The organism is Achromobacter sp. SD115, assembly GCF_017355315.1.
In the GTDB taxonomy this organism is placed as follows: Bacteria; Pseudomonadota; Gammaproteobacteria; order Burkholderiales; family Burkholderiaceae_B; genus Achromobacter; species Achromobacter xylosoxidans_B.
In genome coordinates this window covers 16,957-42,940 of record NZ_JADIJM010000005.1, presented here as the reverse complement: position 1 = coordinate 42,940, position 25,984 = coordinate 16,957, and the positions used below count along the sequence as shown (strand labels likewise).

23 protein-coding genes and 1 pseudogene are annotated in these 25,984 nt (G+C 68.3%); 20 read left to right on the top strand and 4 right to left on the bottom strand.

Features of this window, described 5'->3' with window-relative positions; translation table 11 throughout:
- Positions 1-20 precede the first annotated feature (20 nt).
- From IPU70_RS08810 to IPU70_RS08795, 4 genes are all read left to right on the top strand, one after another.
- Entirely contained in the window at positions 21-1,532 is a 1,512-nt protein-coding gene (locus IPU70_RS08810; protein ID WP_207466574.1) for an ABC transporter substrate-binding protein, read from the top strand.
- Positions 1,533-1,672: 140 nt separating this feature from the next.
- Positions 1,673-2,617, top strand: a complete 945-nt coding sequence (locus tag IPU70_RS08805; protein ID WP_013393317.1) for an ABC transporter permease — start codon at positions 1,673-1,675, stop codon at positions 2,615-2,617.
- Entirely contained in the window at positions 2,614-3,492 is an 879-nt protein-coding gene (locus IPU70_RS08800) for an ABC transporter permease (RefSeq protein WP_013393318.1), read from the top strand. The genes IPU70_RS08805 and IPU70_RS08800 overlap by 4 nt, the downstream gene beginning before the upstream one ends.
- 17 nt (positions 3,493-3,509) lie before the next feature.
- Positions 3,510-5,369 (top strand): dipeptide ABC transporter ATP-binding protein, encoded by a 1,860-nt coding sequence (locus tag IPU70_RS08795; RefSeq protein WP_207466986.1) that lies wholly within the window; start codon positions 3,510-3,512, stop codon positions 5,367-5,369.
- A gap of 80 nt (positions 5,370-5,449) precedes the next feature.
- Here the strand turns inward: IPU70_RS08795 and IPU70_RS08790 are convergent, their stop codons facing one another.
- Positions 5,450-6,127 (bottom strand): LysE family translocator, encoded by a 678-nt coding sequence (locus IPU70_RS08790; RefSeq protein WP_207466572.1) that lies wholly within the window; start codon positions 6,125-6,127, stop codon positions 5,450-5,452.
- A 151-nt stretch (positions 6,128-6,278) separates the two neighbouring features.
- Here IPU70_RS08790 and IPU70_RS08785 point away from each other — a divergent pair, with 151 nt between their 5' ends.
- Positions 6,279-6,815, top strand: a complete 537-nt coding sequence (locus IPU70_RS08785; protein ID WP_207466570.1) for a YaeQ family protein — start codon at positions 6,279-6,281, stop codon at positions 6,813-6,815.
- A gap of 13 nt (positions 6,816-6,828) precedes the next feature.
- Here IPU70_RS08785 and IPU70_RS08780 read toward each other — a convergent pair whose 3' ends face one another.
- Positions 6,829-7,935 carry a hypothetical protein gene (locus IPU70_RS08780; RefSeq protein ID WP_207466568.1) on the bottom strand — a complete coding sequence of 369 codons (1,107 nt, stop codon included), beginning with the start codon at positions 7,933-7,935 and terminating at the stop codon, positions 6,829-6,831.
- Positions 7,928-8,569, bottom strand: a complete 642-nt coding sequence (locus IPU70_RS08775; protein WP_207466566.1) for a hypothetical protein — start codon at positions 8,567-8,569, stop codon at positions 7,928-7,930. Before IPU70_RS08775 ends, IPU70_RS08780 begins: the two co-directional genes overlap by 8 nt.
- 117 nt (positions 8,570-8,686) lie before the next feature.
- On the opposite strand from IPU70_RS08775, the gene IPU70_RS08770 reads away from it, so the two are divergent.
- From IPU70_RS08770 to IPU70_RS08705, 14 genes and pseudogenes are all read left to right on the top strand, one after another.
- Complete coding sequence (locus IPU70_RS08770) at positions 8,687-10,399, top strand: sensor domain-containing diguanylate cyclase (protein ID WP_207466565.1); 1,713 nt, start codon at positions 8,687-8,689, stop codon at positions 10,397-10,399.
- Between the two features lie 62 nt (positions 10,400-10,461).
- On the top strand, positions 10,462-11,259 hold the full coding sequence (locus IPU70_RS08765) for a GntR family transcriptional regulator (protein ID WP_207466564.1): 798 nt from the start codon (positions 10,462-10,464) through the stop codon (positions 11,257-11,259).
- 17 nt (positions 11,260-11,276) lie between these two features.
- Positions 11,277-12,482, top strand: coding sequence for an ABC transporter substrate-binding protein (locus tag IPU70_RS08760; protein ID WP_013393326.1), 1,206 nt, complete (start codon positions 11,277-11,279; stop codon positions 12,480-12,482).
- Between the two features lie 2 nt (positions 12,483-12,484).
- The gene (locus IPU70_RS08755; protein ID WP_059374344.1) at positions 12,485-13,357 is read left to right on the top strand and encodes a branched-chain amino acid ABC transporter permease; all 873 of its coding nucleotides are present in this window, start codon (positions 12,485-12,487) and stop codon (positions 13,355-13,357) included.
- A gap of 2 nt (positions 13,358-13,359) precedes the next feature.
- Complete coding sequence (locus IPU70_RS08750) at positions 13,360-14,331, top strand: branched-chain amino acid ABC transporter permease (protein WP_207466563.1); 972 nt, start codon at positions 13,360-13,362, stop codon at positions 14,329-14,331.
- Complete coding sequence (locus tag IPU70_RS08745) at positions 14,324-15,079, top strand: ABC transporter ATP-binding protein (RefSeq protein ID WP_013393329.1); 756 nt, start codon at positions 14,324-14,326, stop codon at positions 15,077-15,079. Before IPU70_RS08750 ends, IPU70_RS08745 begins: the two co-directional genes overlap by 8 nt.
- Positions 15,076-15,786, top strand: coding sequence for an ABC transporter ATP-binding protein (locus IPU70_RS08740; protein WP_013393330.1), 711 nt, complete (start codon positions 15,076-15,078; stop codon positions 15,784-15,786). Before IPU70_RS08745 ends, IPU70_RS08740 begins: the two co-directional genes overlap by 4 nt.
- 2 nt (positions 15,787-15,788) lie before the next feature.
- On the top strand, positions 15,789-17,057 hold the full coding sequence (locus tag IPU70_RS08735) for a 3-isopropylmalate dehydratase large subunit (RefSeq protein ID WP_013393331.1): 1,269 nt from the start codon (positions 15,789-15,791) through the stop codon (positions 17,055-17,057).
- Positions 17,054-17,554 carry a 3-isopropylmalate dehydratase gene (locus tag IPU70_RS08730; RefSeq protein WP_207466562.1) on the top strand — a complete coding sequence of 167 codons (501 nt, stop codon included), beginning with the start codon at positions 17,054-17,056 and terminating at the stop codon, positions 17,552-17,554. Before IPU70_RS08735 ends, IPU70_RS08730 begins: the two co-directional genes overlap by 4 nt.
- A 10-nt stretch (positions 17,555-17,564) precedes the next feature.
- A pseudogene (locus IPU70_RS08725) lies at positions 17,565-19,225 on the top strand (hydantoinase B/oxoprolinase family protein).
- Entirely contained in the window at positions 19,222-21,270 is a 2,049-nt protein-coding gene (locus IPU70_RS08720; RefSeq protein WP_207466561.1) for a hydantoinase/oxoprolinase family protein, read from the top strand. The pseudogene IPU70_RS08725 and the gene IPU70_RS08720 overlap by 4 nt, the downstream one beginning before the upstream one ends.
- 9 nt (positions 21,271-21,279) lie before the next feature.
- Positions 21,280-21,888: a cysteine hydrolase family protein gene (locus IPU70_RS08715; protein ID WP_207466560.1), complete on the top strand. Its 609-nt coding sequence runs from the start codon at positions 21,280-21,282 to the stop codon at positions 21,886-21,888.
- Positions 21,885-23,282 carry an FAD-dependent oxidoreductase gene (locus IPU70_RS08710; RefSeq protein ID WP_207466558.1) on the top strand — a complete coding sequence of 466 codons (1,398 nt, stop codon included), beginning with the start codon at positions 21,885-21,887 and terminating at the stop codon, positions 23,280-23,282. The genes IPU70_RS08715 and IPU70_RS08710 overlap by 4 nt, the downstream gene beginning before the upstream one ends.
- Positions 23,283-23,290: 8 nt before the next feature.
- A complete protein-coding gene (locus IPU70_RS08705; RefSeq protein WP_207466556.1) occupies positions 23,291-24,151 on the top strand; it encodes an oxaloacetate decarboxylase in 861 nt (286 codons plus the stop codon).
- A 10-nt stretch (positions 24,152-24,161) separates the two neighbouring features.
- On the opposite strand, the gene IPU70_RS08700 is transcribed toward IPU70_RS08705, so the two are convergent.
- Positions 24,162-24,782 (bottom strand): chorismate lyase, encoded by a 621-nt coding sequence (locus IPU70_RS08700; RefSeq protein ID WP_207466554.1) that lies wholly within the window; start codon positions 24,780-24,782, stop codon positions 24,162-24,164.
- Positions 24,783-25,071: 289 nt separating this feature from the next.
- Between IPU70_RS08700 and IPU70_RS08695 the strand changes: the two genes are divergently transcribed.
- Entirely contained in the window at positions 25,072-25,962 is an 891-nt protein-coding gene (locus IPU70_RS08695; protein ID WP_207466552.1) for a nitrilase family protein, read from the top strand.
- Positions 25,963-25,984: the final 22 nt, after the last annotated feature.

Here is a 25,984-nt window from a genome sequence, read left to right as displayed (position 1 = left end):
CCTCAAGGGGAAAAAACACAATGAAACGCTTGACCTTGACCTTCGGCGCCAGCTTGCTGGCGCTGGCCGCCGGCGCGGCTAGCGCCCAGAACATCCGGATCGGCCTGCAGGAAGATCCGGACGTGCTGGACCCGCACCGCGCGCGCACCTATGTGGGCCGCATCGTCTTCACCTCGCTGTGCGACAAGCTGGTTGACATCGATCCCAAGCTGCACTTCGTGCCGCAACTGGCCACCTCGTGGTCGTTCAGCCCCGACAACAAGGTGCTGACCTTCAAGCTGCGCGCGGACGCGCTGTTCCATGACGGCTCCAAGTTCGACGCCGCCGCGGCCAAGGCCAACCTGGAACGCGCCATGTCCCTGCCGGACAGCCTGCGCAAGGGCGAGCTGGCCTCAGTGGAGAAGGTCGATGCGCCTGACGCCACCACGCTGGTGCTGACGCTCAAGAAACCCGACGCCACCTTGCTGGCGCAACTGTCGGACCGCGCCGGCATGATGCTGTCGCCCAAGACCTTCAGCGACGACGTCGCCGCCGTGGGCCGCAAGCCGGTCTGCTCCGGTCCCTACAAGTTCGTCGAACGCATCCAGAACGACCGCATCGTGCTGGAGAAATTCGACCAGTACTACGACGCCAAGGACTTCGCCTTCAAGCGCGTGACCTTCCTGCCGATTCCGGACACCACCGTGCGCCTGTCCAACCTGCGCGCCGGCGACCTGGACATGCTGGAACGCCTGAATCCCTCCGACGTGCCGCAGGTCAAGAGCGACGCCAGCCTGACCTTCGCGCCGATTGCCGGCCTGGGCTTCCAGCAATTCATGTTCAACGTGGCCAACGGCAAGCGCGCCGAAGACAACCCGTTCAAGAACAAGCTGGTGCGCCAGGCGTTCCAGTACGCCATCGACCGCAAGGCCATCAGCGAAGTGGCCGGCGGCGGCATCTTCGATCCCGCGCAGCAGCCGTTCCCGCCCGCCAGCCCCTACCACAGCGACAAGTTCCCGCCGACCCAGCGCGACGTTGCCAAGGCGAAGGCGCTGCTCAAGCAGGCGGGCTTCGACCGCGTGAAGGCCGAGGTCATGTTCGGCAACAACACTACGACTTCGTCGATCGCCGAGATCGTGCAGGCCATGGCGTCCGAGGCGGGCTTCGACCTGTCCTTGCGCCCGACCGAGTACGCGGCCCTGCAGAAGGAATCGGCCGGCGGCAACTTCCAGGTCGTGATGCTGGGCTGGTCGGGCCGGGTCGATCCGGACGGCAACATCCACGCTTTCGTCACCTGCAAGGGCGCGCTGAACGACGGCCACTATTGCAACCCGGAAGTGGACAAACTGCTGAACGAAGCCCGCACCGTGCCGGACGAAACCAAGCGCAAGGCGGTCTACGACCAGGCGCAGACCATCATCCAGGACGAATTGCCCGGGGTGTATAACTACTACCAGCCCTGGCCCTTCGCCATGGCCAAGAAGGTCAAGGGCTTCACTCCCTATCCTGACGGCATGATCCGCCTGAAAGGCGTGACGTACGCGCAGAAGTGATCGCGGCGCGGCAGTCACGCGCCGCGCCAGCCGGACGCCAGTGCCTACAGGCCTTGGCGTCCGGTTGTTGTTTGCGGCGGCAGGGTCCCGCGGTTTGATCCGCGCGCCCCGTCCGCCGTTCCTGTCTTACGGTTTCTCATATGCTTAAACTCATCTTGCGCCGCGTGCTAGTCGCGATACCGACACTGATACTGGTGTCGATGATCGTCTTCATGCTGCAGAAAATCCTGCCCGGCGATCCGGTGCTGACCCTGGCCGGCGAAGAACGCGATCCGGCCGTCCTGGACTACCTGCGGGACAAATACCGCCTCAACGATCCGCTGCCCGTGCAGTACGCCGCCTGGGCCGCGCAGGTGGTGCAGGGCGATCTGGGCAAATCGCTGCGCACCGACGTTCCCGTCACCACGCTGATCGGACAGAAGCTGCCGGTCACGCTGCAACTGGCCGCCATGGCCATGTTCTTCGCGCTGATCATCGGCATCCCCATGGGGATCCTGGCCGCGGTGCGCAAGGGCAAGCCGATCGAAATGGGCGCCAACATCGCCGCGCTGTCCGGCATGTCCATACCCAACTTCTGGCTCGGCATCATCCTCATCATGGTGGTGTCGGTGCAGTGGAAGCTGCTGCCGGCCTCGGGCTACGTGTCGCCGTCCGAGGACTTCTGGCTGTCGATCAAGACCATGCTGATGCCGTCCCTGGTGCTGTCCACGGCCATCGCCGCCTATCTGATGCGCCATACCCGTTCGGCCATGCTGGAAGCGCTGTCGGCCGATTACGTGCGCACCGCGCGCGCCAAGGGCGTGTCGCCGCGCAGCGTGGTGCTGCGCCACGCCTTGCGTAATGCGCTGATGCCCATCGTCACGCTGGTGACGCTGCTGTTCGGCGAACTGCTGGCGGGCGCCGTGCTGACCGAGCAGGTCTTCACGATTCCGGGCTTTGGCAAACTGGTGGTCGACGCGGTCTTCACGCGCGATTACGCGGTGGTGCAGGGCGTGGTGCTCTGCGTGGCGGTGGGTTTCATCATCATGAACCTGCTGGCCGACATCCTGTACATCCTGGTCAATCCCCGCCTGAGGCACTCATGAGCGCAATTCCTGCAACGGCCGCAGCCGTCACGCCGCCCCGCAGCCGCAACCGCGCCTGGGGCAAATTCAAGCGCAACCACATCGCCATGCTGGGCCTGGGGATCGTGCTGTTCTTCGTTCTGCTGGCCATCCTGGCGCCGCTGATCGCCAGCCACGATCCCTTCCAGACCAGCTTCACCACCATCCGCAAGGCGCCTTCGGCGTCCTACTGGCTGGGCACGGACGAGCTGGGCCGGGACATTTTCAGCCGCATGGTCTACGGCGCCCGCGCCTCGCTGATGGCGGGCCTGGTGTCGGTCCTGATCGCGCTGGCGGTGGGCGTGCCTTTTGGTCTTGCCGCCGGCTACTTCGGCGGCTGGACTGACAGCATCATCTCGCGCGCCACCGAAGCGCTCCTGGCGATTCCCTTCCTGATCCTGGCCATCGCGCTGGCCGCCTTCCTCGGACCCAGCCTGACCAACGCCATGATCGCCATCGGCGTCTCGGCCGCGCCCAAGTTCATCCGTCTGACGCGCGGGCAGGTGCTGGCGGTCAAGAACGAGGACTACGTACAGAGCGCGCGCGCCCTGGGCGCGTCCGACCTGCGCATCATCGGCCGGCACGTGTTCCCCAACGTCATGCCGCCGCTGATCGTGCAGGCCACCATCACCATCGCCACGGCCATCATCGCCGAGGCCAGCCTGTCGTTCCTGGGCTTGGGGCTGCAGCCGCCGAACCCGTCCTGGGGCTCGATGCTGAACACCGCCAAGAACTTCATGACCCAGGCGCCCTGGATGTCGATCTTCCCCGGATCGGCCATTTTCCTGGTGGTGCTGGGCTTCAATCTGCTGGGCGACGGCCTGCGCGACGCGCTCGATCCGCGTCAGGAAAAGTAATCACCATGGCAACAACAATGGACCCCAAGCGCGTCGTCCAGGTCAATGACCTGACCGTGCGCTTCAAGACCCCCGAGCGCACCGTGGAAGCGGTGCGCAAAGTCTCCTTTCACGTCGACCGCGGCGAGACCCTGGCCATCGTGGGCGAATCCGGCTCCGGCAAATCGGTGACCTCGCTGGCGCTGATGCGCCTGGTCGAATACGGCGGCGGCCGGATCGTCAACGGCGGCATGCTGCTGCGCCGGCGCAATGGCGACGTGCTGGACCTGCTCAACGCGCCCGACAGCACGCTGCAACGCGTGCGCGGCGCGGACGTGGCCATGATCTTCCAGGAGCCCATGACGTCCCTGAACCCCAGCTTCACGGCCGGCAACCAGATTGCCGAAGCCTTGCAGCTGCACCAGGGGCTGGACGCAGCCGCGGCCCGCGCCGAGACCCTGCGCATGCTGGAGCGCGTGCGCATCCCGGAGGCCCGCGCCATCCTGGACCGCTACCCGCATCAATTGTCGGGCGGCATGCGCCAGCGCGTCATGATCGCCATGGCGCTGTCGTGCAAGCCCCAGCTGCTGATCGCCGACGAGCCGACCACGGCCCTGGACGTGACCATCCAGGCCCAGATCCTGCAATTGATCCGCCAATTGCAGGAAGAGATGGACATGGGCGTGATCTTCATCACCCACGACATGGGCGTGGTGGCCGAGGTGGCCGACCGCGTGCTGGTCATGTACCGCGGCGATAAGGTGGAAGAGGGCGGCTCGGACCAGGTCTTCGCCCGTCCGCAACACGCCTACACGCGCGCGTTGCTGTCGGCGGTGCCGCGCCTGGGCGCCATGCATGGCACGGACGAGCCCGCGCCGTTCCCGCTGCTGCGCGTGGACGACGCCAAGGCCCCGCCGCAGGCGGCCTCCGCGCCCGTCGCGGCGCCGTCCACCGTGCGGCGCGAAAACGGCCCGGTGCTGAAGGTCCGCGACCTGACCACCAGCTTCGACATCACCGGCGGCATCCTGGGCCGGGTGCAGAAGCGCGTGCACGCCGTGGAAAAAGTCAGCTTCGACCTGTATCCCGGCGAGACGCTGTCGCTGGTGGGCGAGTCCGGCTGCGGCAAGACCACCACCGGGCGCTCGCTGCTGCAACTGGTCAAGAGCAAGGCCGGCAGCATCGAATTCGACGGCAAGAACATCGGCGCGCTGCGCGGCAGCGCCATGCAGACGCTGCGCCAGCACATCCAGTTCATCTTCCAGGATCCGTTCGCCTCGCTGGACCCGCGCATGACGGTGGGCTATTCCATCATGGAGCCCTTGCTGATCCACGGCGTGGCGCGCGGCAAGGCGGCGCAGGACCGGGTGCGTTGGCTGATGGACAAGTGCGGCCTGCTGCCGGAAATGATCGACCGCTATCCGCACGAATTCTCCGGCGGCCAACGCCAGCGCATCTGCATTGCGCGCGCGCTGGCGCTGAACCCCAAGGTGGTGATCGCCGACGAATCCGTATCGGCGCTGGACGTCTCGATCCAGGCGCAGATCGTCAACCTGTTGCTGGACCTGCAACGCGAGCTGGGCGTGTCGTTCCTGTTCATCTCGCACGACATGGCGGTGGTCGAGCGCGTCAGCCACCGGGTGGCGGTGATGTACCTGGGGCAGATCGTCGAGATCGGGCCGCGCCGGGCCATCTTCGAGAATCCGCAGCATCCCTATACCAAGAAGCTGATGGCGGCGGTGCCCATCGCCGATCCGCAGCGCCGCCATCGCGAGCGCTCGCTGCTGGTCGACGAGATCCCCAGCCCGATGCGCAAGCTGGGCGACGATCCGCTGGTCGAGCCTTTGGTCGCGGTGGGCGAGGGCCATTTCGTGGCCCGCCATCCTATCGGGGGCTACTGAGGCACAAGGTCGCTGGCGGCCAGCCGGCGACCGGAAACATCCGCGCCGCTGCGCGCGGGGGCGTCCCCGGGGAGCTGAAGCTAGCGCTTCTCCAGTGCCAGCTTCAGGCCGAAGGCGATGAATACCGCGCCCGTCATGCGGTCCAGGCCGCGCATCACGGCCGGGCGCGACAGCCAGCGCGCCAGCGGCCGCGTCGCGGCCACCAGTACTGCAAACCACAGTATGCCCAGCACCGCGTGGATGCCTGCCAGCAGCAGGCTGAAGCGCAGCACATTCTCGCCCGCGGGGATGAACTGCGGCAGGAAGGTGATGTAGAAGATCCCGATCTTGGGATTGAGGGCGTTGGTCAGGCAGCCCCGCACGAACCAGGCGCCGGCGCTGGCAGCCGCGGCCGGCGCGGGCCGGGCGGCATCGGGCGCGGCCTGCTTGTAGGTCTGCTTGTCGGCCTGTTTGCCGGTCTGCTTCCCGGCCCAGGTACCCCACAGCAGCTTCACGCCCAGATAGAACAAGTACAGCGCCGCGCAGAGGCGCAGCGCGTCGTAGGCCAGGGTCGACACCAGCAGCAGCGACCCCAGCCCGAATGCCGCCACGGCGCCCCAGACCAGGCAGCCCGTGGCCACGCCCAGGCCGGCCATGAGGGCGCGGCGGCTGCCTTCGACGGCGGCGGTGCGCAGCACCAGGGCGCTGTCCATGCCGGGCGTGACGGTCAGGATGGCAGCGGCCAGGGTAAAGGCGAGCAGGGCGGCGGTGGTGGTCATGGGCGGGGTCCGGTGGCGGGCGCGGCAGGGCGCAGGCGGCCAGTGTAGCGCCGCCTGGGCGGCGCGCGCAGCCGTCTGTCCCAGTGTCGCGGCGCCGCAGGCGTTATCATGGCGGCCTTCAGCAATTCGCCACATTCAACGGATTTACGCCATGGCCCTGCGCGCCACCATCTACAAGGCCGAGCTCAACGTCGCCGACACCGACCGCCACTACTACGGCAGCCACTCGCTGACGGTCGCCCGCCATCCCTCGGAAACCGACGAGCGCATGATGGTGCGGCTGGTCGCCTACGCCCTGCATGCGCACGAGGAACTGGCCTTCACCAAGGGCCTGAGCGACACCGACGAGCCCGACCTGTGGATCAAGGACCTGACCGGCGCGGTCAAGCTCTGGATCGAAGTCGGCCAGCCCGAGGAACGCCGCATCCTGCGCGCCTGCGGCCGCGCCGACGAGGTCATCGTGTACTGCTACGGCGGCTCCGCCAGCAAGATCTGGTGGGACGGCGTGAAGAACAAGCTGGAGCGCACCCGCAACCTGAAGGTCGTCAATCTGCCGTCGGAGCAGACCAGGGCCCTGGCCCAACTGGCCGAGCGCACCATGCGCCTGAACGCCAACATCTCCGACGGCGTGGTGTATTTCTCGGCCGACAAGGGCGAGGTCAGCGTCGAGCCGGAAACCTGGCGCTAGGCCAGCGGCCGCCTCAGCCGCAGGCGTCGGCGGCCTGATTCGCGGGATCGGCGCAGGCGCGCCAGCGGGCCTCGTCCATCGCAGGCAGCAGCAGCACCCGGCTCATCATGTCGGAATACCAGAAGATCCTGCCGGGTCGGTCGCGCATGGCCTGCCAGACGCGCGCCTGAACGTCCGGCGCCAGCGGCGAGCGGCCTTGCGCGTCGGTTACACCCTGGGCCAGGATGGTTTGCGTATCCGGATTCCAGGACTGCATGTCCGGGTCGTCCAGCGGCACCTCATCGGCGATGCTGACGATGCGCCAGTCATTGCCCGGCACTTCGGTGGACAGCTCGTTCAACTCTTCCCGGCGTAGCGGATAAGGGCGGGAGTCGCGGGAGGCGTGCGCGACATCGGCGTAGGATTTGCCGCCATCCCCGGGGGAATAGCGACGCAGATAGCGCTGCTGCGGCCGGCCTTGGTCATCATAGGTCTGGACCTGGAACGCGCCGCCCTGCGAGGTGGTATCGATGGCGCGCAGCAGGCGGCCCGCGGCGTCGCGCGCGTAGAAGCGGCCGGCGGCCGGTTCCTGCTTGTCGTCGCAAGCCTCATTGATGAAAGCGGTCAGCGCGCCCCGCGCGTCGCGCTTCAGGCAGGTCTGGCGGCTCGCCTCGTAGGCGGCGGGCCGGCGGACCGAGGTCTGTTCGTACTCGACCACGCGCGTCAGGGCGCCGGCGCCGTCGTACTCCAGCGTGTAACCGCCCGACAGGAAAGGCGCGCCGTCGCCGCGCCGGGGGAGGTCGTAGGACTCCGCGCGGCACAGCCGGCCGTCGCCGTCGAAGTAGAGCCTGGCGGGCGCCTGTCGGGCGCTGTCCAGCCGGTAGGCGGACCAGTCGACCTGGTCCATCCAGGTCCGAGGCAGCGGATCGCCGGTTTCCTCGACCCAGACGGGCTGGTTGCGGGCGGCAACGCGTTCGCCCTGGCGGCCCAGCAGCACGCGGTCGCCGCCCAGGCCGACCGCGACGGGCACGGCCTTCAGCGCCACCGGCGCGGTGAAATCGACGGATGCGGGGCCGCAGGCCGCCAGCGCGGGGCCGGCATGCGCAATGGCCGCCAGCATCAGGACCAGTCGTTTATGCATATTGCAGCATGTCCATGAACTTCAGCAGATCCCAGAATTCCTTGGACACGCCGCCCAGCCGCAGCTTGCCGTCATGGTCCTCGAACAGCAGGAAGGGGTAGGCGTCGCGCTCCAGGGTGCCGGGAGCGGGCAGGCGGTAGGGCTTGAAGACTTCCGGGTCCTTGAAGAAAGGCTCCAGCCGGCCGCCGCCGTCCACATGCATGTAACGCACGCGTAGTACTTGTTTCTGATACTTGGCCTGCGTTTCCGGGTATTCGCCGCCGTCGCCCGCCACTACCGCATCGGCCAGGGCGGCCAGGAAGATGCGCTGGAAGCCGGCGTAGTGGATCTCGCCGCTGGTGGAATCGCCGGGCGCCTCGGCCAGCGTCTTGACCAGCTGGGTGGCGCGAGAGCCCGGCACGATGGTCTGCGCGAACAGGCGGTCGATGTCGGCATTGGCCGGATCGGGCGATTGCCGCAGGCGCTGCAGGTCGGCGCGGAAGTCCTCCAGCCATTGCCGGTAGCGCGCGTTCTCCGCCTGGCGGTCGAACGCCTGGGCGCCGGCGGCGCCGCAGTAGAGGGTAATCAGGAAGGCCAGCAGCAGAAGCCAGGCGCCTTGCAGCCAGCCGGAGCGTACGGGGATAGGGTGTTCCATAGGCCGGTGATCATATCGTTCAAAATGCTGCTATTTTGGTGCAGAGCGTGACAAAATGTCAGTCATGGCCACCGGCATGGCCATGTCGATGAACCCAGTGTTGAGTCAGGTCCAGACATGCCAGCAACAGGTGACGTTCCCCCTGCATGCGCGCCCGCCGGCGGCGCGGAAAATGTGCAAACCGGGCTCGACGGTCCCCTGGACCGGCTCGCCCGTCTCGCCCAGCGGCATTTCGGCGTGGACATGGTGCTGGTGGCCTGCAGCGACGCCGACGGCGTCTGGCAGGCCCAGGCAGGCGCTTTGCCCGCGGCCGGAACCGAGGCCGGATCCCTCCCTTTTTCGGTGGACAGTCCGCTGCGCGCCGCCGATGGCCGCCGGCTGGGCACGTTCCGTCTGCTGCACGGCCAGCCACGGGACTTCAGCCATGAGGACCTCGACGCCCTGCAGGATTTTGCCGAACTGGCCGTCGCCGCCGTCGAGAAACGCCAGGCGCTGGCGGCGGAGCGGGCGGCGGAAGACAGCTGGCGCACCGAGGCGCGCAACCTGTCCCTGGCCATCGCCGGCAGCGGCACGGGCATCTGGGACCGCAATGTCGTCACCGGTGAAATCACCTATTCGCAGGGCTGGAAGGCCCTGTTGGGTTACGCCGAGTCCGAGGTCACCAACCGCATAGAAGACTCCTACAAGCGTCTGCACCCGGATGACGCCGATTATGTGCGCACCGCCATGCAGGCGCATTTCGAGGGCAAGACCGAAAGCTACGAGGTCGAGCACCGCATCCTCTGCAAGGACGGCAGCTACAAGTGGATCTGCAGCCGCGGCAAGGTCGTCAGCCGCGATGCGCAGGGACGGGCCTTGCGCATGATGGGCACCACCACCGACATCAGCGCCATGCGCGCGATGTCGGAGCGCCTGCGGCGCACGGCGGACCTGCTGGTCAACCTGACCGACGCCGTGCCCGGCATGGTGTTCCAGTGCGGCCAGCGGCCGGGGGGCGGGTCGCGCTTCCTGTACGTCAGCGCCGGCATCTGGGACATGTTCGAACTGACGCCCTACGATGTCCGCACCAGCCCGGCGGCGATCGAGCAGCGCGTCCACCCTGAAGACTTGGCCACCTACCACGCCTCGCTGCAGGCCGCGGCCGCGGCGCAGACGCCCTGGCACATGGAGTTCCGCGTCTGCCTGCCGCAGCAGGGCCTGCGCTGGCGCCAGGGCGACGCGAGCCCGCGCATGGGGGCCGACGGCACCGTGGTGTGGCACGGCTTCGTGACCGACATCACGGACCGCAAGCGCGCCGACTTCGAACTGCGTGAACTCGCCGCCACCGACGCCCTGACCACGCTGCCGAACCGCCGCCACTTCATGTCCCGCATCGCGGCGGAACTGGCCCGGATCAAGCGGCAGGGCAGCGATTGCGCCGCCGTGCTGATGTGCGACCTGGACCATTTCAAGCGCATCAACGACACCTGGGGCCACGCCATCGGCGACGGCGTGCTGCAGCATTTCGCCAATACCTTGCGGGCGCAGCTGCGGGCGGTCGACCTGGTGGGACGCATCGGCGGCGAGGAGTTCGCCGTGGTGCTGCCGGACACCGACATCGAACGCGCCCACGCCTTCGCCACGCGGGTGCAGCAGCGCATCGCGGCCGCGCCGTTTTCGTTGGGCGATGACCGGCATATTCCGTTGACGGTCAGTATCGGCATCTCCACCATGCACACCCTGGACGCCGACGCCGAGCTTGCGCTCAGCCGCAGCGATCGCGCCCTCTATTACGCCAAGCAGCGCGGGCGCAACCGCATAGAGTCCGCGCCCTCAGTGTTTTCCCGATAGAACAACCGCCAAAGCCATTTGTTCCATTGACGGTACATTAGGACACTCCTAGAGTTCCCGTCATGGGAACCTCACTACCGCTGCCGAAGTACCACCAGATCTACCTCGTCCTGCGCGAGCAGGTGCAGGAGGGGCGTTTCGATCAGGACGGAGTACCCGGCGAACATGCGCTGGCCGACCAGTTCGACGTGGCCCGCATCACCATCCGCAAGGCCATGGAGATGCTGGTGGCCGACGGGCTGGTGTCGCGCCGGCCGGGTTTGGGCACCTGGCCGCTGCGCGCGCCGCCGAATCCCGTCAGCGGGTCCAAGGCCAATCCGCCGCAGAAGGCGCATCTGACCGGCCTGCTGGAAAACATCGTCAACATGGGCCTGCGCACTTCGGTGCAGGTGCTGGACAGCACCCTGGTGTCGGCGCCGCCCGTGGTGGCCGAGGCGCTGGAGCTCGCGCCCGGCGCGCCGGTGCACAAGAGCCTGCGGGTGCGCAGCACCGAGACCGGGCCGCTGTCCCACATCACCACGTACGTGCCGCAGGCCGTGGCCGACTTCACCCGCGCAGACCTGGAGCGCGAACCCTTGCTCATGCTGCTGGAAGCGGCCGGCGTGGAGTTCGGCGGCGCCACCCAGACCATTTCGGCGCGCCTGGCCGACGCCCAGGTGGCCCGTCATCTGGACGTGGCCGTGGGCTCCGCGCTGCTGGCCGTGACGCGCATCGTGCGCGACGTGAACGAACGGCCCGTGCAGCTCTTGCAGGGCCTGTACCGGCCGGACCGTTATCAGTATCAGTTGCAGCTGTCACGCGTCGGCAGCATCGACGCCAAGGTATGGGTCAGCGAAGAGCTGTCTGCCCAATTCCATTGAACCCTCGGAGATCGCCCATGAATTCGCGCCGCACTTTCCTCTATCAATCCGCCGCTGCCGCCGCCATGGTGTCGGCCCCGTGGGTGGTCCGCGCCCAGGGCGCCAAGCCGGTGAAGGTCGGGATCCTGCATCCGGTGACGGGCGCGCTGGCCTATTCGGGCCAGCAATGCCGCCTGGGCGCCTTGCTGGCGATCGAGGACATCAACAAGGCCGGCGGCATCAAGTCGCTGGGCGGCGCGCCGCTGGAAGCCATGCTGGGCGACGCGCAGTCGCGGCCCGAGGCGGGGTCGGCCGAAGTCGAAAAGATGAACGAAGCGGGCGTGTCGGCCATCGTCGGCGCCTACGCCTCGGCGATCTGCCTGGCTACCACCCAGACCGCCGCCAAGTACAACCTGCCGCACGTGGTGGACGTAGGCGTGGCCGACCAGATCGTCGAGCGCGGCCTGAAGAACACCTTCCGCTTCGGTCCGGGCTACCGCGCCTGTAGCGAACGCGCCATTACCGACCTGGCGGCGCTCAACGACGCGGCGGGCAAGCCGGCCAAGACCGTGATGATCGTGCACGAGGATTCGCTGTTCGGCACCGGCACCGCGGCGTTGCTGTCCAAGGCGCTGCCGCAGCACGGCTTCGAGGTCAAGGACGTGGTCAAGCACCCGAACCCGACCCGCGACTTCAACAACATCGTGCTGCGCATGAAGTCGCTCAATCCGGACATCGTGATCCCGGCCAACTACTACAACGAATACGCCTTGCTGCTGCGCGCCATGAAGCAGCAGAAGGTGCAGCCCAAGGCGATCTACTCGGTGCTGGGCGGCGCGGCCTCCAGCTACAAGTTCCTGAAGGAATTTCCGGACATCGCCAATGGCATTCTCGATTGCAACCATTGGTTCAACCCCAAGGACGCGCGCGTCGCTCCGCTGAAGGCGCGTGTCGAGGAGAAGGGCGCCTACTTCAGTTACGAGGTCTTCATGACCTATACCTCGGTGCTGCTGCTGGCCGATGCGCTGGAACGCGCCAAGTCGGCCGACCGCGCCGCCATCATCGACGCGCTGGCCTCCAGCACCTTCTCGAACCACATCATGCCTTACGGCCCGACCCAGTTCGTGAACGGCCAGAACACCGGCGCGCAGCCCTTGCTGACGCAGGTGATCGGCGGCGACATCAAGGTCGTCATCCCGGCCGACTACCGCCAGGCGGACGCCATCTTCCCGCTGAAGGCCTGAGCGTGCTCGATCCCGCCATCCTCTTTTCCTCGGTGCTCAACGGCCTGACCACGGGCGCGGTGTACGCGCTGATCGCCCTGGGCCTGACCTTGATCTACGGTGTGCTGCACATCATCAACTTCGCGCACGGCGCGGCGCTGATGGTGGCGCTGTACGCCGTGTACCTGCTGAAGGACCGCCTCGGCATCGATCCCTACGCCGCCTTGCCGCTGGTGGTCGCCGGCATGTTCGCGCTGGGCTATGCCTTGCAGCGCTACGTGATCAACCGCGCCAGCCATGGCAAGGACGAGAACATCCTGCTGGTGACGCTGGGGCTGGCCATCGTGCTGGAGAACCTGGCGCTGGTGTGGTTCAAGTCGGACACGCGCACCATCGACACCGCCTACACGCTGTCCACGGTGGAGATCGGGCCGGCCATGATTGCCTTGCCCAAGATCATTGCCTTCTGCGGCGCGCTGGCAGTGGCGGCGGTGCTGTTCTGGATCATCCGCAGCACCGACCTGGGCAGGGCGATCCGCGCGGTGGCCAAGGAAAAGCAGGGCGCCAAGCTGATGGGCATAGACGTGGAAAAGGTCTACGCGCTGTCGTTCGGCATCGGCATGGCCTGCCTGGGCGCGGCGGCCTGCTTCCTGCTGCCGGCTTACTACGTCAATCCGCAAGTGGGTGGCGGCTTCGTGCTGGTGGCCTTCACCATCGTGGTGCTGGGCGGCATGGGCAGTTTCGTCGGTGCGCTGGTCGGCGGCCTGTTGATCGGGGTGGTGGAGTCCATCGGGGGCCTGTTCCTGGGCGACTCGCTGGGCCAGATGGGCATATTCGCGATCTTCATCGCGGTGCTGCTGTTTCGCCCGCAGGGGCTGTTCGGGGCGAGGGGCTGAGCATGGGCAAGGATCTTTTGACTATCGCGCTATTCGGCGCGGCGCTGGCCGCCGCCGCCGCACTGATGAACTCGGGCGTGGCGCTGACCTTCGTGATGATGTCGCTGTATGCGGCCCTGCTGTCGCAGGCCTGGAACATCCTGGGCGGCTACGGCGGCCAGCTATCGTTCGGCCACGCGCTGTTCTTCGGCGTGGGCGCCTACGCCCAGGCGCTGGGCCAGCTGAACCTGGGCATCAATCCCTGGCTGGTCTTGCCCATGGCCATCGCGCTGGGCGCGCTGGTCGGCCTGGCGGTGGGCGGGCTGACGTTCCGCTACGGACTGAAGGGTTCCTACTTCGCGCTGGTGACGCTGGCCTTCGCCGAGGTGTTCCGCATCCTGGCGCTGTCGGTGTCCTTCACCGGGGGCGGGGTGGGGCTGATGGTGCCGCTGCAGGAAGGCGTGGCCAACATGCAGTTCGGCTCGCGCCGCGGCTACATCTATCTGCTGTTGGGCTTTGTGCTGCTGGCGCTGGTGGTCACGGCATGGCTGCGCCATTCGCGCTTCGGCGCCTACCTGCAGGCGGTGCGCGACAACGAGGACGCGGCGCGCGCCATCGGCGTGAATCCGCTGCGGGTCAAGCTCGGCGGCATCGCGCTGTCGGCGGCCTTCATGAGCGCGGCGGGCGCCTTCTACGTGCAGGTGTTCCAGTACATCGACCCGGGCATTGCGTTTGGCTCGGCCGTGTCGGTGGAGGCGCTGGTCGGCGCCATCGTCGGCGGCCTGGGCACCCTGTGGGGGCCGGTGCTGGGCGCGGTGACCCTGCATGCCCTGAGCGACCTGACGCGCAACCTGTTTGGCGAATTGCCGGGCATCAGCATGGTCATCTACGGCGTGGTGCTCATCGTGATCGTCATGTTCCTGCCGCGCGGCATCACCGGCAGCGGTCAGGCGCTGGGCCGTTTGTTCAGTGCCAAGGAGCGCGCCCGTGTCTGAGATCCTGCTGCAAGCGCGTAATCTGTCCATCACCTTTGGCGGCCTGAAGGCGGTCCAGGACGTCAGCCTGGACGTGCGCCAGGGCTCGCTGACCGCGCTGGTCGGCCCCAACGGCGCGGGCAAGACCACGCTGTTCGGCCTGCTGTCCGGCTTTCTCAAGCCGGGTTCCGGCTCGGTGCATTTCGCGGGCACGGACATTACCGGCCGTCCGCCGCACGAATCGGCGCGGCTGGGGCTGACGCGCACCTTCCAGATCGTGCAGCCCTTCGGCGCGCAGACCGTACGCCAGAACATCGCCGTGGGCGCGCATCTGCGCCTGGGCAACCGCCGCGAGGCGCTGGAAGCGGCCGAAGAGGTCGCGGCGCGGGTAAACCTGCACGCCTTGCTGGACCGGCCGGCGGCGGACCTGACGGTGGCGGGGCGCAAGCGCCTGGAACTGGCGCGCGCGCTGGCCACGCGGCCGCGCCTGCTGTTGCTGGACGAAGTACTGGCGGGGCTCAACCCCAGCGAGATCGACGAGATGATACCGGTGGTGAAAAAGCTGGCCGACGACGGCGTGACCGTGCTGATGATCGAACACGTGATGCGCGCGGTGATGAGCCTGGCCGAACACGTGTGGGTGCTGGCGCAAGGCCGCCTGATCGCCTCGGGCACGCCCGGCGAGGTCACCCGCGATGCGGCGGTGGTCGAGGCCTATCTGGGCCAGGGCGCGGCGGCCAGGCTGGCCGCGCAAGGAGCGCCGGCATGAGCGCGCTGCTGGAAGTTCAGGGATTGCGTGCGGGCTATGGCCGCATGGAAGTGCTGCGCGGCGTCGACCTGCGGGTGGACCAGGGCGAGATCGTGGTGCTGTTGGGCAGCAACGGCGCCGGCAAGTCCACGCTGAACAATACGGTCTGCGGCCTGTGCCGGCCCTGGGGCGGCTCGGTGCGCTTCGAGGGCCAGGATCTGATCGGCCGCCATTACCGCGACGTGGTCAAGGCCGGTCTGATCCAGGTGCCGGAAGGCCGGCGCGTGTTTCCCAACCTGAGCGTGCGCGAAAACCTCGAATTGGGCTCCTTCACCCGGGCGCGCGAGCGTCGCGCGGCCAACCTGGAGAAGGTGCTGCACATCTTCCCACGCTTGCGCGAACGCCTGGCGCAGCTGGCCGGCACCATGTCGGGCGGCGAACAGCAGATGCTGGCGATCGGCCGCGGCCTGATGGCCGAGCCGCACCTCCTGATCCTGGACGAGCCCTCGCTGGGCCTGTCGCCGTTGATGGTCGAAGAGCTGTTCGGCCTGATCGGACGTCTGCATGGCGAGGGGCTGGCGATTTTGCTGGTGGAGCAGAACGTGGGCCAGTCCCTGGAAATGGGGCAGCGTGCCTACGTGCTGGAAAACGGGGCGGTGCGCTATAGCGGCGCTTGCCCGGAACTGCTGGCCAGCGACGACGTGCGCCGGGCCTATCTTGGGATGTAGCCATGGCCGAGCCTCAAACGCTGGCCCAGAAGCTGATCGCGGCGGCCTGCGGCCGTGCTTCCGTCGCCGAAGGCGAAATCGTCACCTGTGCGGTTGACCTGGCCATGTTCCACGATTCCAGCGGCCCGCGCCGCCTGCAGCCCATGCTGCAGGAGCTGGGCGCCACGCTGTGGGATCCGTCGAGGATCGTGCTGGTCATCGACCACTACGTGCCTGAATCCGACGACGAGTCGCGCCGCATTGTGCGCATCGCGCGCGATTGGGCGGCGGAACAGCGATTGCCCAATGTCTACGACTCGCTCGGCATCTGTCACGTGGTGGTGCCGCAGCATGGCCATATCCGGCCCGGCATGTTCTGCGTCGGCGGCGACTCGCATTCGCCCACGGGCGGCGCGTTCGGCGCCTATATGTTCGGCATCGGCAGCACCGAGATGCTGGGCGTGGCCGTCACCGGCCAGATCTGGGTGAAGGTGCCGCAGACCCTGATGATGCGCTGGAACGGCCAACTGTCCCAGGGCGTGACGGCCAAGGACATGATGCTGCGCATGATAGGCCGCTACGGCATGAACGGCGGGCGCTACCAGGCGGTGGAATTCTGCGGCGAGGCGGTGCGTGCCTTGTCGATGCAGGAACGCATGACCCTGTCCAACATGAGCGCCGAGCTGGGTTCGCAGGTCGGCCTGATCGCGCCGGACGAGACCACCGTGGCCTATCTGCGCGAGGCGGGCGTCACGGATGAAATCGACCTGGCGCGCTGGCGCAGCGACCAGGGGGCGCAGGCGGAGTGGCACGATTTCGATGCCGCGGCGCTGGCGCCGCAGGTCGCCGCGCCGCACAGCCCGGCCAATGCGCGCGACGTCGGCCAGTATGGCGACGTGCCGGTGCAGGTGGCCTATATCGGCGCTTGCACCGGCGCCAAGCTGGAGGATCTGCGCGCCGCGGCCAGCGTGTTGCGCGGCCGCAGTCTGGCCGCCGGCATGAGCCTGATGGTGGCGCCGGCCAGCCAGCAGGACCAGCGCCAGGCCGAACAGGAAGGGGTGATGCAAGTACTGCGCGATGCTGGCGCGCAGGTGCTGGCGACCTCCTGCGGCGCTTGCGCGGGCTACGGCGGGTCGATACCCGACGGCGCCAGCGTCATTGCCACCACGGCGCGCAATTTCAAGGGGCGCATGGGTTCCGAGACGGCCCAGGTCTATCTGGCTTCGCCCTACACGGTGGCGGCCTCGGCCGTGGCCGGCCGCATCGCCGATCCCCGGGAGTTCATGGCATGACCAAGCAGTCCGTGACGCACCGCGTCTGGCGCGTGGGCGCGGATATCGATACCGACGCGCTGGCGCCAGGCGCCTACATGAAATTCGGCATCGACGAGATCGCGCGCCATTGCCTGCAGCGGGTGCGGCCCGAGTTCGCCGGCAACGTGCAGCCGGGCGATGTGCTGGTGGCCGGTCCCAATTTCGGCATCGGCTCCTCGCGCGAGCAGGCCGCGGCTGCGCTGGTGCGCCTGGGCATCGCCGCGGTGGTCGCGCCGTCCTTCAACGGCCTGTACTTCCGCAACGCGTTCAACGTGGGCCTGCTGCTGCTGACCTGCGCGCAGGCCGAAACCCTGCAAGAAGGCGAGCGCATCGCCCTGGATCCCGTCGCTGGCCGCATCCGCCGCGCCGCGGGCGTACCTGCCGAACTGCATTGCGACACCGTGCCCGCCTTCCTGCTGGAAATGGTGCAGGCGGGCGGACTGCTGAATCTGCTGAAACAGCGCAAGACTCATTAGGAATCACATCATGCTTGATCCCGTCACACTCGCGGTCCTGAAGGGCCGCCTGGAACAGATTGCCGACGAGATGGACGCCACGCTCTACCGCAGCGCGTTCAATCCCATCATCGCCGAGGCCCACGACGCCTGCCATGGCATGTACGACGCGGCTACGGGCGCCACCCTGGTGCAAGGCAAGTCCGGCCTGCCAGTGTTCGTCGGCGCGATGGCCTTTGCCGTCAAGGCCGCGGCCAAGGCGGCGGCGGGGCGCGGCGGCATGGTCGACGGCGACGTCTGGCTGTTCAACGACCCCTACGAGGGCGGCACCCACGCCAACGACTTCAAGCTGGTGCGGCCGGTGTTCCGCGGCGGCAAGCTGTTCTGCTTCCTGGCGTCGGCCGCCCACTGGCACGACGTGGGCGGCGCGGTGCCGGGCAACTACAACCCGGCCGCCACCGAGTGCTGGCAGGAGGCAGTGCAGATTCCGCCGGTGCGCATCGTGCGCGCGGGCGTGCTGGACCAGGACGTGCTCGCCATCCTGCAGGCCAATACCCGCTTGCCCGACAGCCTGTGGGGCGACCTGAACGGCCAACTCGCGGCGCTGGATCTGGGCGCGGGCCGGCTGGACAGCCTGCTCGACGAATACGGCGACGCCACCGTGCTGGAGTCCCTGGGCACGCTGCGCGAACGCGCCCGCCGCCTGATGCGCGACCATATCTCGCGCCTGCCCGACGGCGAGTACGCCTTCGAGGACATGCTGGACAACGATGGCGTGCGCGATCAGCCGTTGCGCATCGCGCTCAAGCTCAAGATCCAGGGCGACAGCCTGACGCTGGATTTCACGGGCACCTCGCCGGCCCGGTGAACATCTCGCGCGCCACCGCGATCGCGGCCTGCTACGTGGCCTTGAAGCACCTGTTCCCGGACGTGCCGGCCAATGCCGGCGTGCTGGACGCGGTCGACGTGGTGCTGCCGGACGGCCTGGTGATCTCGGCGGACCGGCCGCGCCCGGTCGGCGGCTATACCGAGACCATCCTGCGCATGATCGACGTGATCTTCTGCGCCATGGCCCAGGCCGAGCCCGCGCGCGCGCTGGCGCAGGCCTACGGCACCATCAATGCCTTGTCGATCGCCGGCTACCGCAGCGATGAAGCCCGGCGCGGCCAGCGTTGGGTGATGTTCAGTTTCTTTGGCGGCGGCCATGGCGGCCATTCTGACGGCGACGGGCTCAGCCACGGCAACGCACCCATCTCCACCGCCACCATTCCACCGCTGGAAATCCTGGAAGCGGCCTATCCGGTGCGCTTCACGCAATGGGCGCTGCGTCCCGATTCGGCGGGCGACGGCGCGCATCGCGGCGGCCTGGGCGCCATCTATGAAATTGAGTTGCTGGAAGACAGCGCCGAGGCCTTCATCTTCGGTGAACGCGGCAGGAGCGCGCCCAAGGGCATCGCCGGCGGCAAGGAAGCGGCGCTGAATGTCTTCCGCTACCAACAGGACGGCGGCTGGCAGACCCCGCCCATGAGTTCGAAGATGCTGGGCATACAACTCAAACGCGGCGACCGGGTGCGCCTGGAAACGCCCGGCGGCGGCGGCTACGGCGATCCTGCCGCGCGATCCGAAGCGGCGCGCGAGCACGACCGCAAGATGGGTTACGTAAGTGGAAATCTGAAGGAGCAGTCGGCATGAGCGCGGCACAAGGTTTGGTCGTAGGCGTGGACGTGGGCGGCACGTTCACCGATATATTCGTGCTGGACGAGGCGGGCGGCAGCGCCCGCGTGGTCAAGGTGCCGTCCACGCGCGGCGAGGAAGCGCGCGGCTTCATGAACGGCATCGCCCGCGTGGCGGATGGGGCCAACGCCATCGCCACCATCGTGCATGGCACCACGGTAGGCACCAACGCGCTGCTGGAGCGCAAGGTGGCGCGCACCGGCATCATCACCACGGCGGGTTTCCGCGACGTGCTGGAAATGCGCCGGCGCGACCGGCCCCAGACCTGGGGCCTGCGCGGCAACTACGAACCGGTCGTGCCGCGCGACCTGCGCCTGGAAGTCGAGGAGCGGGTGCTGGCGGATGGCACCGTGCATACGCCGGTGAACCTGGCCCAGGTCGAGGCCGCGGCCCGGCAACTGCTGGAGCAGGGTTGCGACGCCGTCTGTCTGTTCTTCGTCAATGCCTATGCCAACCCGGTCAATGAGGCGCAGGCTGCGGCCTGCGTGCGCGCGCTCTGGCCCAACGGCAATGTCACCGCCGCCACCGAGGTGCTGCCCGAGATCCGCGAATTCGAGCGCTGCTCCACGGCCGTGCTCAACGCGTCGTTGCAGCCGGTGGTCGGCAGCTACCTGACGCGGCTGGAATCGGATCTGAAGGACAACGGCTTTGGCGGCGAGCTGCTGGTGGTGCAGAGCAACGGCGGTGTGATGTCGCGCCAGACGGCCTGCGACGTGCCGGTGCGTACCGCGCTGTCGGGCCCGGCCGCGGGCGTCATCGCCTGCGCCGCCATCGCGCGCGCCGCAGGCTTTCCCAACGTGGTCAGCGGCGACATGGGCGGCACCTCGTTCGACGTGTCGCTGGTGGCGGGCGGCGAGGCCTCGTTGTCGGCGCAGACGGCCATCGACTTCGGTATGGTGGTGCGCGCGCCCATGATCCAGATCGAAACCATAGGCGCGGGCGGCGGTTCGATCGCCAGCGTGGACGCGGGCGGTCTGCTGCAAGTGGGCCCGGAGTCTGCCGGCAGCGTGCCGGGCCCGGCCTGCTACGGCCGGGGCAACACCCGGCCCACCGTGACCGACGCCAACGTGCTGCTGGGTCGCATCGCCGCCGAGCGGCCGCTGGGCGGCGGGCTGCTTGCCACCATGGATGTGGCGCTGGCGCGGGCCGCCATCGAAGCGCATGTGGCCAAGCCGCTGGGGCTGGACGTACATGCCGCGGCCGAGGCGATCCTGACCGTGGCCAATGCCAAGATGGCGGGCGCGATCCGCGTCGTCTCCATTGAGCGCGGCCACGATCCGCGCAAGTTCGCCTACATGCCGTTCGGCGGCGGCGGCGCGCTGCACGTCTGCGCCATGATGAACGAGGTCGACGCGGCCCGCGGCATCGTGCCGCGCTATCCCGGCGTCACTTCGGCCCTGGGCTGCGTCATGGCCGACATGCGGCACGACGGCGTGCAGACCCTGAACGTGGCGCTGGCCGCGCTGGACGCGGACGACCTGCTGGCGCGCATCGACAGCCTGGCGCTGGCCTGCCAGGAAAGGCTGGATTCCGCCGGCGTGGGTTTCGAGGGCATCCGCGAGAGCATCGAGCTGGACATGCTGTACGTGGGCCAGAGCCATACGGTGCGGGTGGAAATCGGCCGCGACGAATTGAACCGCGCGGGCATAGGCGCCGCTTTCGAGCGCGCCTACCGCGCCGCCTTCGGCCGCAGCCTGGAAGGCATCGCGGTGCGCATCCTGAACCTGCGCTATGCACGCATCGGCCAGCGGCCCAAGTTCGATCTGGCGCTGCTGGCGCCGACCAGTACCGAGATGCCGGATGCGCTGGGCACGCAGGCCGTCTTCCACGGCGGGCAATGGCATGACGCCGTGCGCTATGCGCGGCTGGACCTGCCGGTGGGCGCGGAAGTGGCGGGGCCCGCCATTCTGGAACAGCCGGACACCACGATCTGGATCGAGCCCGGCTTTGCCGGCCAGGTCGATTCCCTGGGCAATCTGCTGATCGCCCGCCAGGCCGCATAGGAGCGCACGATGACCGCTTTTGATCCCCGCAGTACCGCGCTGGTCGTCATTGACCTGCAGAACGATTTCCTCGCGCCAGGCGGCGCCTACGACCGCGGAGGCGCCGTCAGCCCGCAGGCGCGCGCCTTGCCCGCCCGGGTTGCGCCGGTGGCTCGCAAGCTCAAGGCGCGAGGCGGGTTCGTGGCGGCCAGCCAGTTCACGCTGTGGCCGGACGCGCATGGCGAACCCATGATCTCTCCGCACCTGCGGCAGTTGCGCCCGTTCCTGCGCAAGGGCGATTTCGTGGCCGGTTCCCAGGGGCAGGCCAACGTGGCCGAGCTCGACGGCCTGGTGGACGTGTCGGTCTGGAAGGTGGCGTACTCCGCTTTCTTCAACACCCAGCTGGACTGGGTGCTGCGGCGCGCGGGCATCTCCAGCGTGGTAATCGCGGGCATCGTCACCAATGGCGGCGTGGCCAGCACGGCGCGCGATGCCCACATGCGCGACTACCACGTGGCGGTGCTGTCCGACGGTTGCGCCGCGCCCACGCCGGCCATGCACGATGCCACGCTGGCGGATCTGCGCACCGTGGCCGATGTGCTGTCCTGCCAGGACTTCCTGGACAGGCTGGCCTCGTGAGCGCGCCGCAAGTCCTGCGGGGCGCCGCGCCTGGCGCGGATGCGATGCATGTGCCGGTGGCCATCATCGGCGCCGGCGCCTGCGGCCTGACCGCCGCCTTGCGGTTGGCCGACGCCGGCATCGAGACCGTGCTGATCGAGCGCGACGCCGCGCCCAGCGGCTCCACCGCATTGTCTTCCGGCTTCATCCCGGCGGCCGGATCGGCCGCGCAGCGAGCCGCCGGCATCGAGGACGACGCGCAACGCTACGCCACCGACATCCAGGCCAAGACCGGCGGCACGGCCGCGCCGCATCTGGTTGCCGCCTACGCGGGCGCGTCCGCGGCCGCCGTCGACAACCTGGCGCGCCACGGTCTGGCGTTCGAGGTGCTGGATGGCTTCCTGTACCCAGGCCATACCGCTCGTCGCATGCACACCTTGCCCGAGCGCACCGGCGCAGCCCTGGTCGCCGCGCTGGAGCGCGCTGCCACCGGGGCCGGCGCCTATCTGCTGACCCGCGCCCTGGCGCGGCAGCTCTGGACGGATGAGGACGGCCGCATCACGGCGGTAGGTTGCGAACGGCCGGACGGCTCCATCGACGTGATCGGCTGCGACGTGCTGATCCTGGCCTGCAACGGCTTTGGCGGCAATGCGGCGATGGTGGCCGAGCATCTTCCGGCCATGCGCGGGGCCGTCTACGGCGGCCATGCCGGCAACGATGGCAGCGCCATCGAGTGGGGCGCGCAGTTGGGCGCGCGGCTGGCGGACCTGGGCGGCTACCAGGGCCACGGTTCCTGGGCCACGCCCCAGGGCGCGCTGATTTCCTGGGCCGTGATGATGGATGGCGGCGTGCAGATCAATGGCGCCGGACGCCGGTTCCACGACGAGACGCATGGCTACTCCGAGGCTGCGGTCCATGTGCTGGCGCAGCCTGGCGGGTTAGCCTGGAACGTATTCGACGACCGCACGCTGGCGCTGGCGCGCAGCTTCCCGGACTTTGTGCAGGCCGAGGCAGGCCGGGCACTCAAGACCTGCGCGGACCTTGCGGCGCTGGCGGCCCTGATCGGCTGCGACGAAGCGACGTTGAGCCAGACCCTGGATGGCGTGGCGGCCGGCGTCGCCGACGCATACGGGCGGCGCTTCGAGCGCGCGCTGCAAGCGCCGTACCACGCCATCAAAGTGACGGGCGCGCTGTTCCATACGCAAGGCGGCCTGGACATCGATGCGCATTGCCGCGTGCTGGACCAGGCGGGCAATGCCTTGCCTAACTTGCTGGCCGCGGGCGGCGCGGCGCGCGGCGTTTCGGGTAATGAGGTATCGGGCTATCTCTCCGGCAATGGCCTGCTCAGCGCGGTCGCCGGCGGCCATATCGCGGCGGCGACCGCCGCCAGCCTGCTCGGGCGCGAACTCGCATAGGAATCGACATGAAGCAAAACCTGCAAACACAGCTGGCCGGCGGCGCCGTGCTGGCTCCCGGCGTCTACGACGCCTTGTCCGCCCTGATCGCCGAACAGGCGGGTTTTGGCGCCCTGTACCTGTCCGGCGCGTCGATCGCATACACGCGGCTGGGCCGCTCGGACATCGGCCTGACCACGTACAGCGAAGTCGAGGACACGCTGGCCCGCATTACCGAACGGGTCGCCACGCCCGTCATCGTGGACGCTGACACGGGCTTCGGCAACGCCTTGAACACGCAGCGCACGGTGCGCGGCCTGGAGCGCGCCGGCGCCGCCATGATCCAGCTGGAGGACCAGACCTTTCCCAAGCGCTGCGGCCACCTGGACGGCAAAACAGTGATTCCCGCCGCCGAGATGCGCGGCAAGCTGCGCGCCGCGGTGGATGCGAGGACCGATGCGTCGACACTGATCCTGGCGCGCACGGATGCGCTGGCGGTGGAAGGGCTGGAGGCCGCGCTGGACCGGGCGGAATCGTATCTGGAAGCCGGCGCCGATGCGCTGTTCATCGAGGCGCTGCGCACGCCCGAACAGATGCAGGCGGCATGCAGCCGCTTTGCGCAGCGCGTGCCGCTGCTGGCCAATATGGTGGAGGGGGGCAAGACCCCGGTGCAAAGCGCCGATGCCCTGACCGCACTGGGGTTCCGCATCGTCATCTTCCCGGGCGGCACGGCGCGCGCCGTGGCGCACACCTTGCAGGGCTACTACGCCAGCCTGCGCGCGCACGGCACCACCGCGCCGTGGCGCGAAGGCATGCTGGATTTCGACGGTTTGAACGCCGTGATCGGCACGCCCGAGCTGCTGGAGCGCGGGCGCCGTTACGAAGGCTGAGGCCGCCGCCTCAGCGCGGCGTGCGCTGGTGCGGCACCAGCGGCGGCACTGGTTGGTCGGCGACCAGTTGCCAGAACGCAGGCAGGAAGCATTCGGCCACCAGCAGCGGCTGGCCCTGGCGCCAGAATACCGAGCGCCGCGCCCAGATGCGGCCGGCGTCCGGATCGCGCTGCGCGGCGGGCAACACGTCCAGCGCGGTGGCATGGAACGGCACCGGCGCGGCCAGCCGGCGGCAGGCGAACGGCGAGCGCACCACCGTGCTGTCGTGGTAGAGCATGTCCGCCAGCGGGCGGGTCAGCAGGCGGCGCATGCCTTGCCAGGCGCCGTGGGACGCGCGCAGCGGCGTCAGGCTGCGGGCGGGCACGCTGTCCACGCCGTTCACCGACATCAGCACCTCGCGGATCCACACTGGCGTGCCGGGCGCGATGCCCATCGCCCGGGCTTCGTCCGGCGGCGCGCCATCCGCGTACTCGGCCAGCACGCGCAGCCGCACCTGGCCGACCTGGCGCAAACCGGCGGTCAGCGCGCCGGGGCGGAACAGCCAATGGCGCGGGGCAGGGGGCAGGATGGGCGGCGCGCTGGCCAGCCAGCCTGAGGCAAGAGGGGGATGGTGTGCTGCGGGTTTGCTCATGGCTGCGTATTATGCCAAGCCGGGCGGAACGGCCCAATGCGTCGCAATGACGCAGCGCCAGGTGGCGCGGGCCCGCGGGCCTGTCCGCCGTCCGGGAAAGCACTTATTGTCCCAGGAACCCGCGTCTCCCTATCATTCGCACACGGTCAACATTGACCAGAACGGCTCGCAGTACCCCGCAGCAATGATTGCTGCCTGAACATACAGTCTTGGCTATAGAAGCCCCCGACTTGCACGCAATGCGTGGTCGGGGGCTTTTTCGTTTTCAATTTCTGAATATGGAGCTCGCATGCAAGCGTCGGATCCGCATCGTTCCCCCGCCTCCGTGACCTGGGTGGCCAGCGTGCAGATGGAGCCCGCGATTGGTGAAGTCGCCGCCAACGTCGCCCGTTCCGCCGAACTGGTGGAGCTGGCCGTGGCCCAGGGCGCGCGGCTGGTGGTACTGCCGGAACTGGCCAATACGGGCTACATGTTCGAAAGCCGCGAGGAAGCCCATGCCCTGGCCGAAGCGGTGCCGGAAGGCCCCAGCTCGCAGGCGTGGATCGCGTTGGCGCAGCGTCTGGGCATCTACCTGGTGGCGGGCATCGCCGAGCGCGCGGGCGGGCGGCTCTATAACGCCGCGCTGGTCGCGGGGCCGGCGGGCTATCTGGGTACCTACCGCAAGCTGCATCTGTGGGGCGATGAGAACCTGTACTTCGAGGCCGGCGACCTGGGCTTGCCGGTGTTCGACACCGAACTGGGCCGCATCGGCGTGGCCATCTGCTACGACGGCTGGTTTCCCGAGGTCTACCGGCTGTTGGCGGTGCGCGGCGCGGACATCGTGGCGGTGCCGACCAATTGGGTGCCGATGCCGGGACAGACGCGCGACGGACCCGTCATGGCCCACGCGCTGACCATGAGCGGCGCCCACAGCAACGGCCTGACGGTGGTGTGCGCCGACCGTGTCGGCACCGAGCGCGGTCAGCCCTTCGTGGGCCGCAGCCTGATCGTGGGTTCCCAGGGCTGGATGGCGGCGGGACCGGCCAGCATCGATCAGGAGGAGGTGCTGCTGGCGCCCATAGACGTGCCGGCCTCGCGCCGGGCGCGCCAACTGAATGATTTCAACCACGTGCTGCGCGACAGGCGCCGCGATATCTATGACGAGCAGTTGGGCGCCGCCGCAAATCCGCGGCAACGCTAAGCGACGGTCCCCGGCCGTTTCC

Bases quoted from the DNA above. Each gene is read 5' to 3' on its own strand.
- IPU70_RS08695 (WP_207466552.1), top strand. From the start codon at position 25,072: ATGCAAGCGTCGGATCCGCATCGTTCCCCCGCCTCCGTGACCTGGGTG.
- IPU70_RS08760 (WP_013393326.1), top strand. From the start codon at position 11,277: ATGAATTCGCGCCGCACTTTCCTCTATCAATCCGCCGCTGCCGCCGCC.
- IPU70_RS08780 (WP_207466568.1), bottom strand. From the start codon at position 7,935: ATGCATAAACGACTGGTCCTGATGCTGGCGGCCATTGCGCATGCCGGC.
- IPU70_RS08715 (WP_207466560.1), top strand. From the start codon at position 21,280: ATGACCGCTTTTGATCCCCGCAGTACCGCGCTGGTCGTCATTGACCTG.
- IPU70_RS08765 (WP_207466564.1), top strand. From the start codon at position 10,462: ATGGGAACCTCACTACCGCTGCCGAAGTACCACCAGATCTACCTCGTC.
- IPU70_RS08795 (WP_207466986.1), top strand. From the start codon at position 3,510: ATGGACCCCAAGCGCGTCGTCCAGGTCAATGACCTGACCGTGCGCTTC.
- IPU70_RS08735 (WP_013393331.1), top strand. From the start codon at position 15,789: ATGGCCGAGCCTCAAACGCTGGCCCAGAAGCTGATCGCGGCGGCCTGC.
- IPU70_RS08785 (WP_207466570.1), top strand. From the start codon at position 6,279: ATGGCCCTGCGCGCCACCATCTACAAGGCCGAGCTCAACGTCGCCGAC.
- IPU70_RS08800 (WP_013393318.1), top strand. From the start codon at position 2,614: ATGAGCGCAATTCCTGCAACGGCCGCAGCCGTCACGCCGCCCCGCAGC.
- IPU70_RS08770 (WP_207466565.1), top strand. From the start codon at position 8,687: ATGCCAGCAACAGGTGACGTTCCCCCTGCATGCGCGCCCGCCGGCGGC.
- IPU70_RS08805 (WP_013393317.1), top strand. From the start codon at position 1,673: ATGCTTAAACTCATCTTGCGCCGCGTGCTAGTCGCGATACCGACACTG.
- IPU70_RS08730 (WP_207466562.1), top strand. From the start codon at position 17,054: ATGACCAAGCAGTCCGTGACGCACCGCGTCTGGCGCGTGGGCGCGGAT.
- IPU70_RS08810 (WP_207466574.1), top strand. From the start codon at position 21: ATGAAACGCTTGACCTTGACCTTCGGCGCCAGCTTGCTGGCGCTGGCC.
- IPU70_RS08720 (WP_207466561.1), top strand. From the start codon at position 19,222: ATGAGCGCGGCACAAGGTTTGGTCGTAGGCGTGGACGTGGGCGGCACG.
- IPU70_RS08750 (WP_207466563.1), top strand. From the start codon at position 13,360: ATGGGCAAGGATCTTTTGACTATCGCGCTATTCGGCGCGGCGCTGGCC.
- IPU70_RS08705 (WP_207466556.1), top strand. From the start codon at position 23,291: ATGAAGCAAAACCTGCAAACACAGCTGGCCGGCGGCGCCGTGCTGGCT.
- IPU70_RS08740 (WP_013393330.1), top strand. From the start codon at position 15,076: ATGAGCGCGCTGCTGGAAGTTCAGGGATTGCGTGCGGGCTATGGCCGC.
- IPU70_RS08790 (WP_207466572.1), bottom strand. From the start codon at position 6,127: ATGACCACCACCGCCGCCCTGCTCGCCTTTACCCTGGCCGCTGCCATC.
- IPU70_RS08700 (WP_207466554.1), bottom strand. From the start codon at position 24,782: ATGAGCAAACCCGCAGCACACCATCCCCCTCTTGCCTCAGGCTGGCTG.
- IPU70_RS08775 (WP_207466566.1), bottom strand. From the start codon at position 8,569: ATGGAACACCCTATCCCCGTACGCTCCGGCTGGCTGCAAGGCGCCTGG.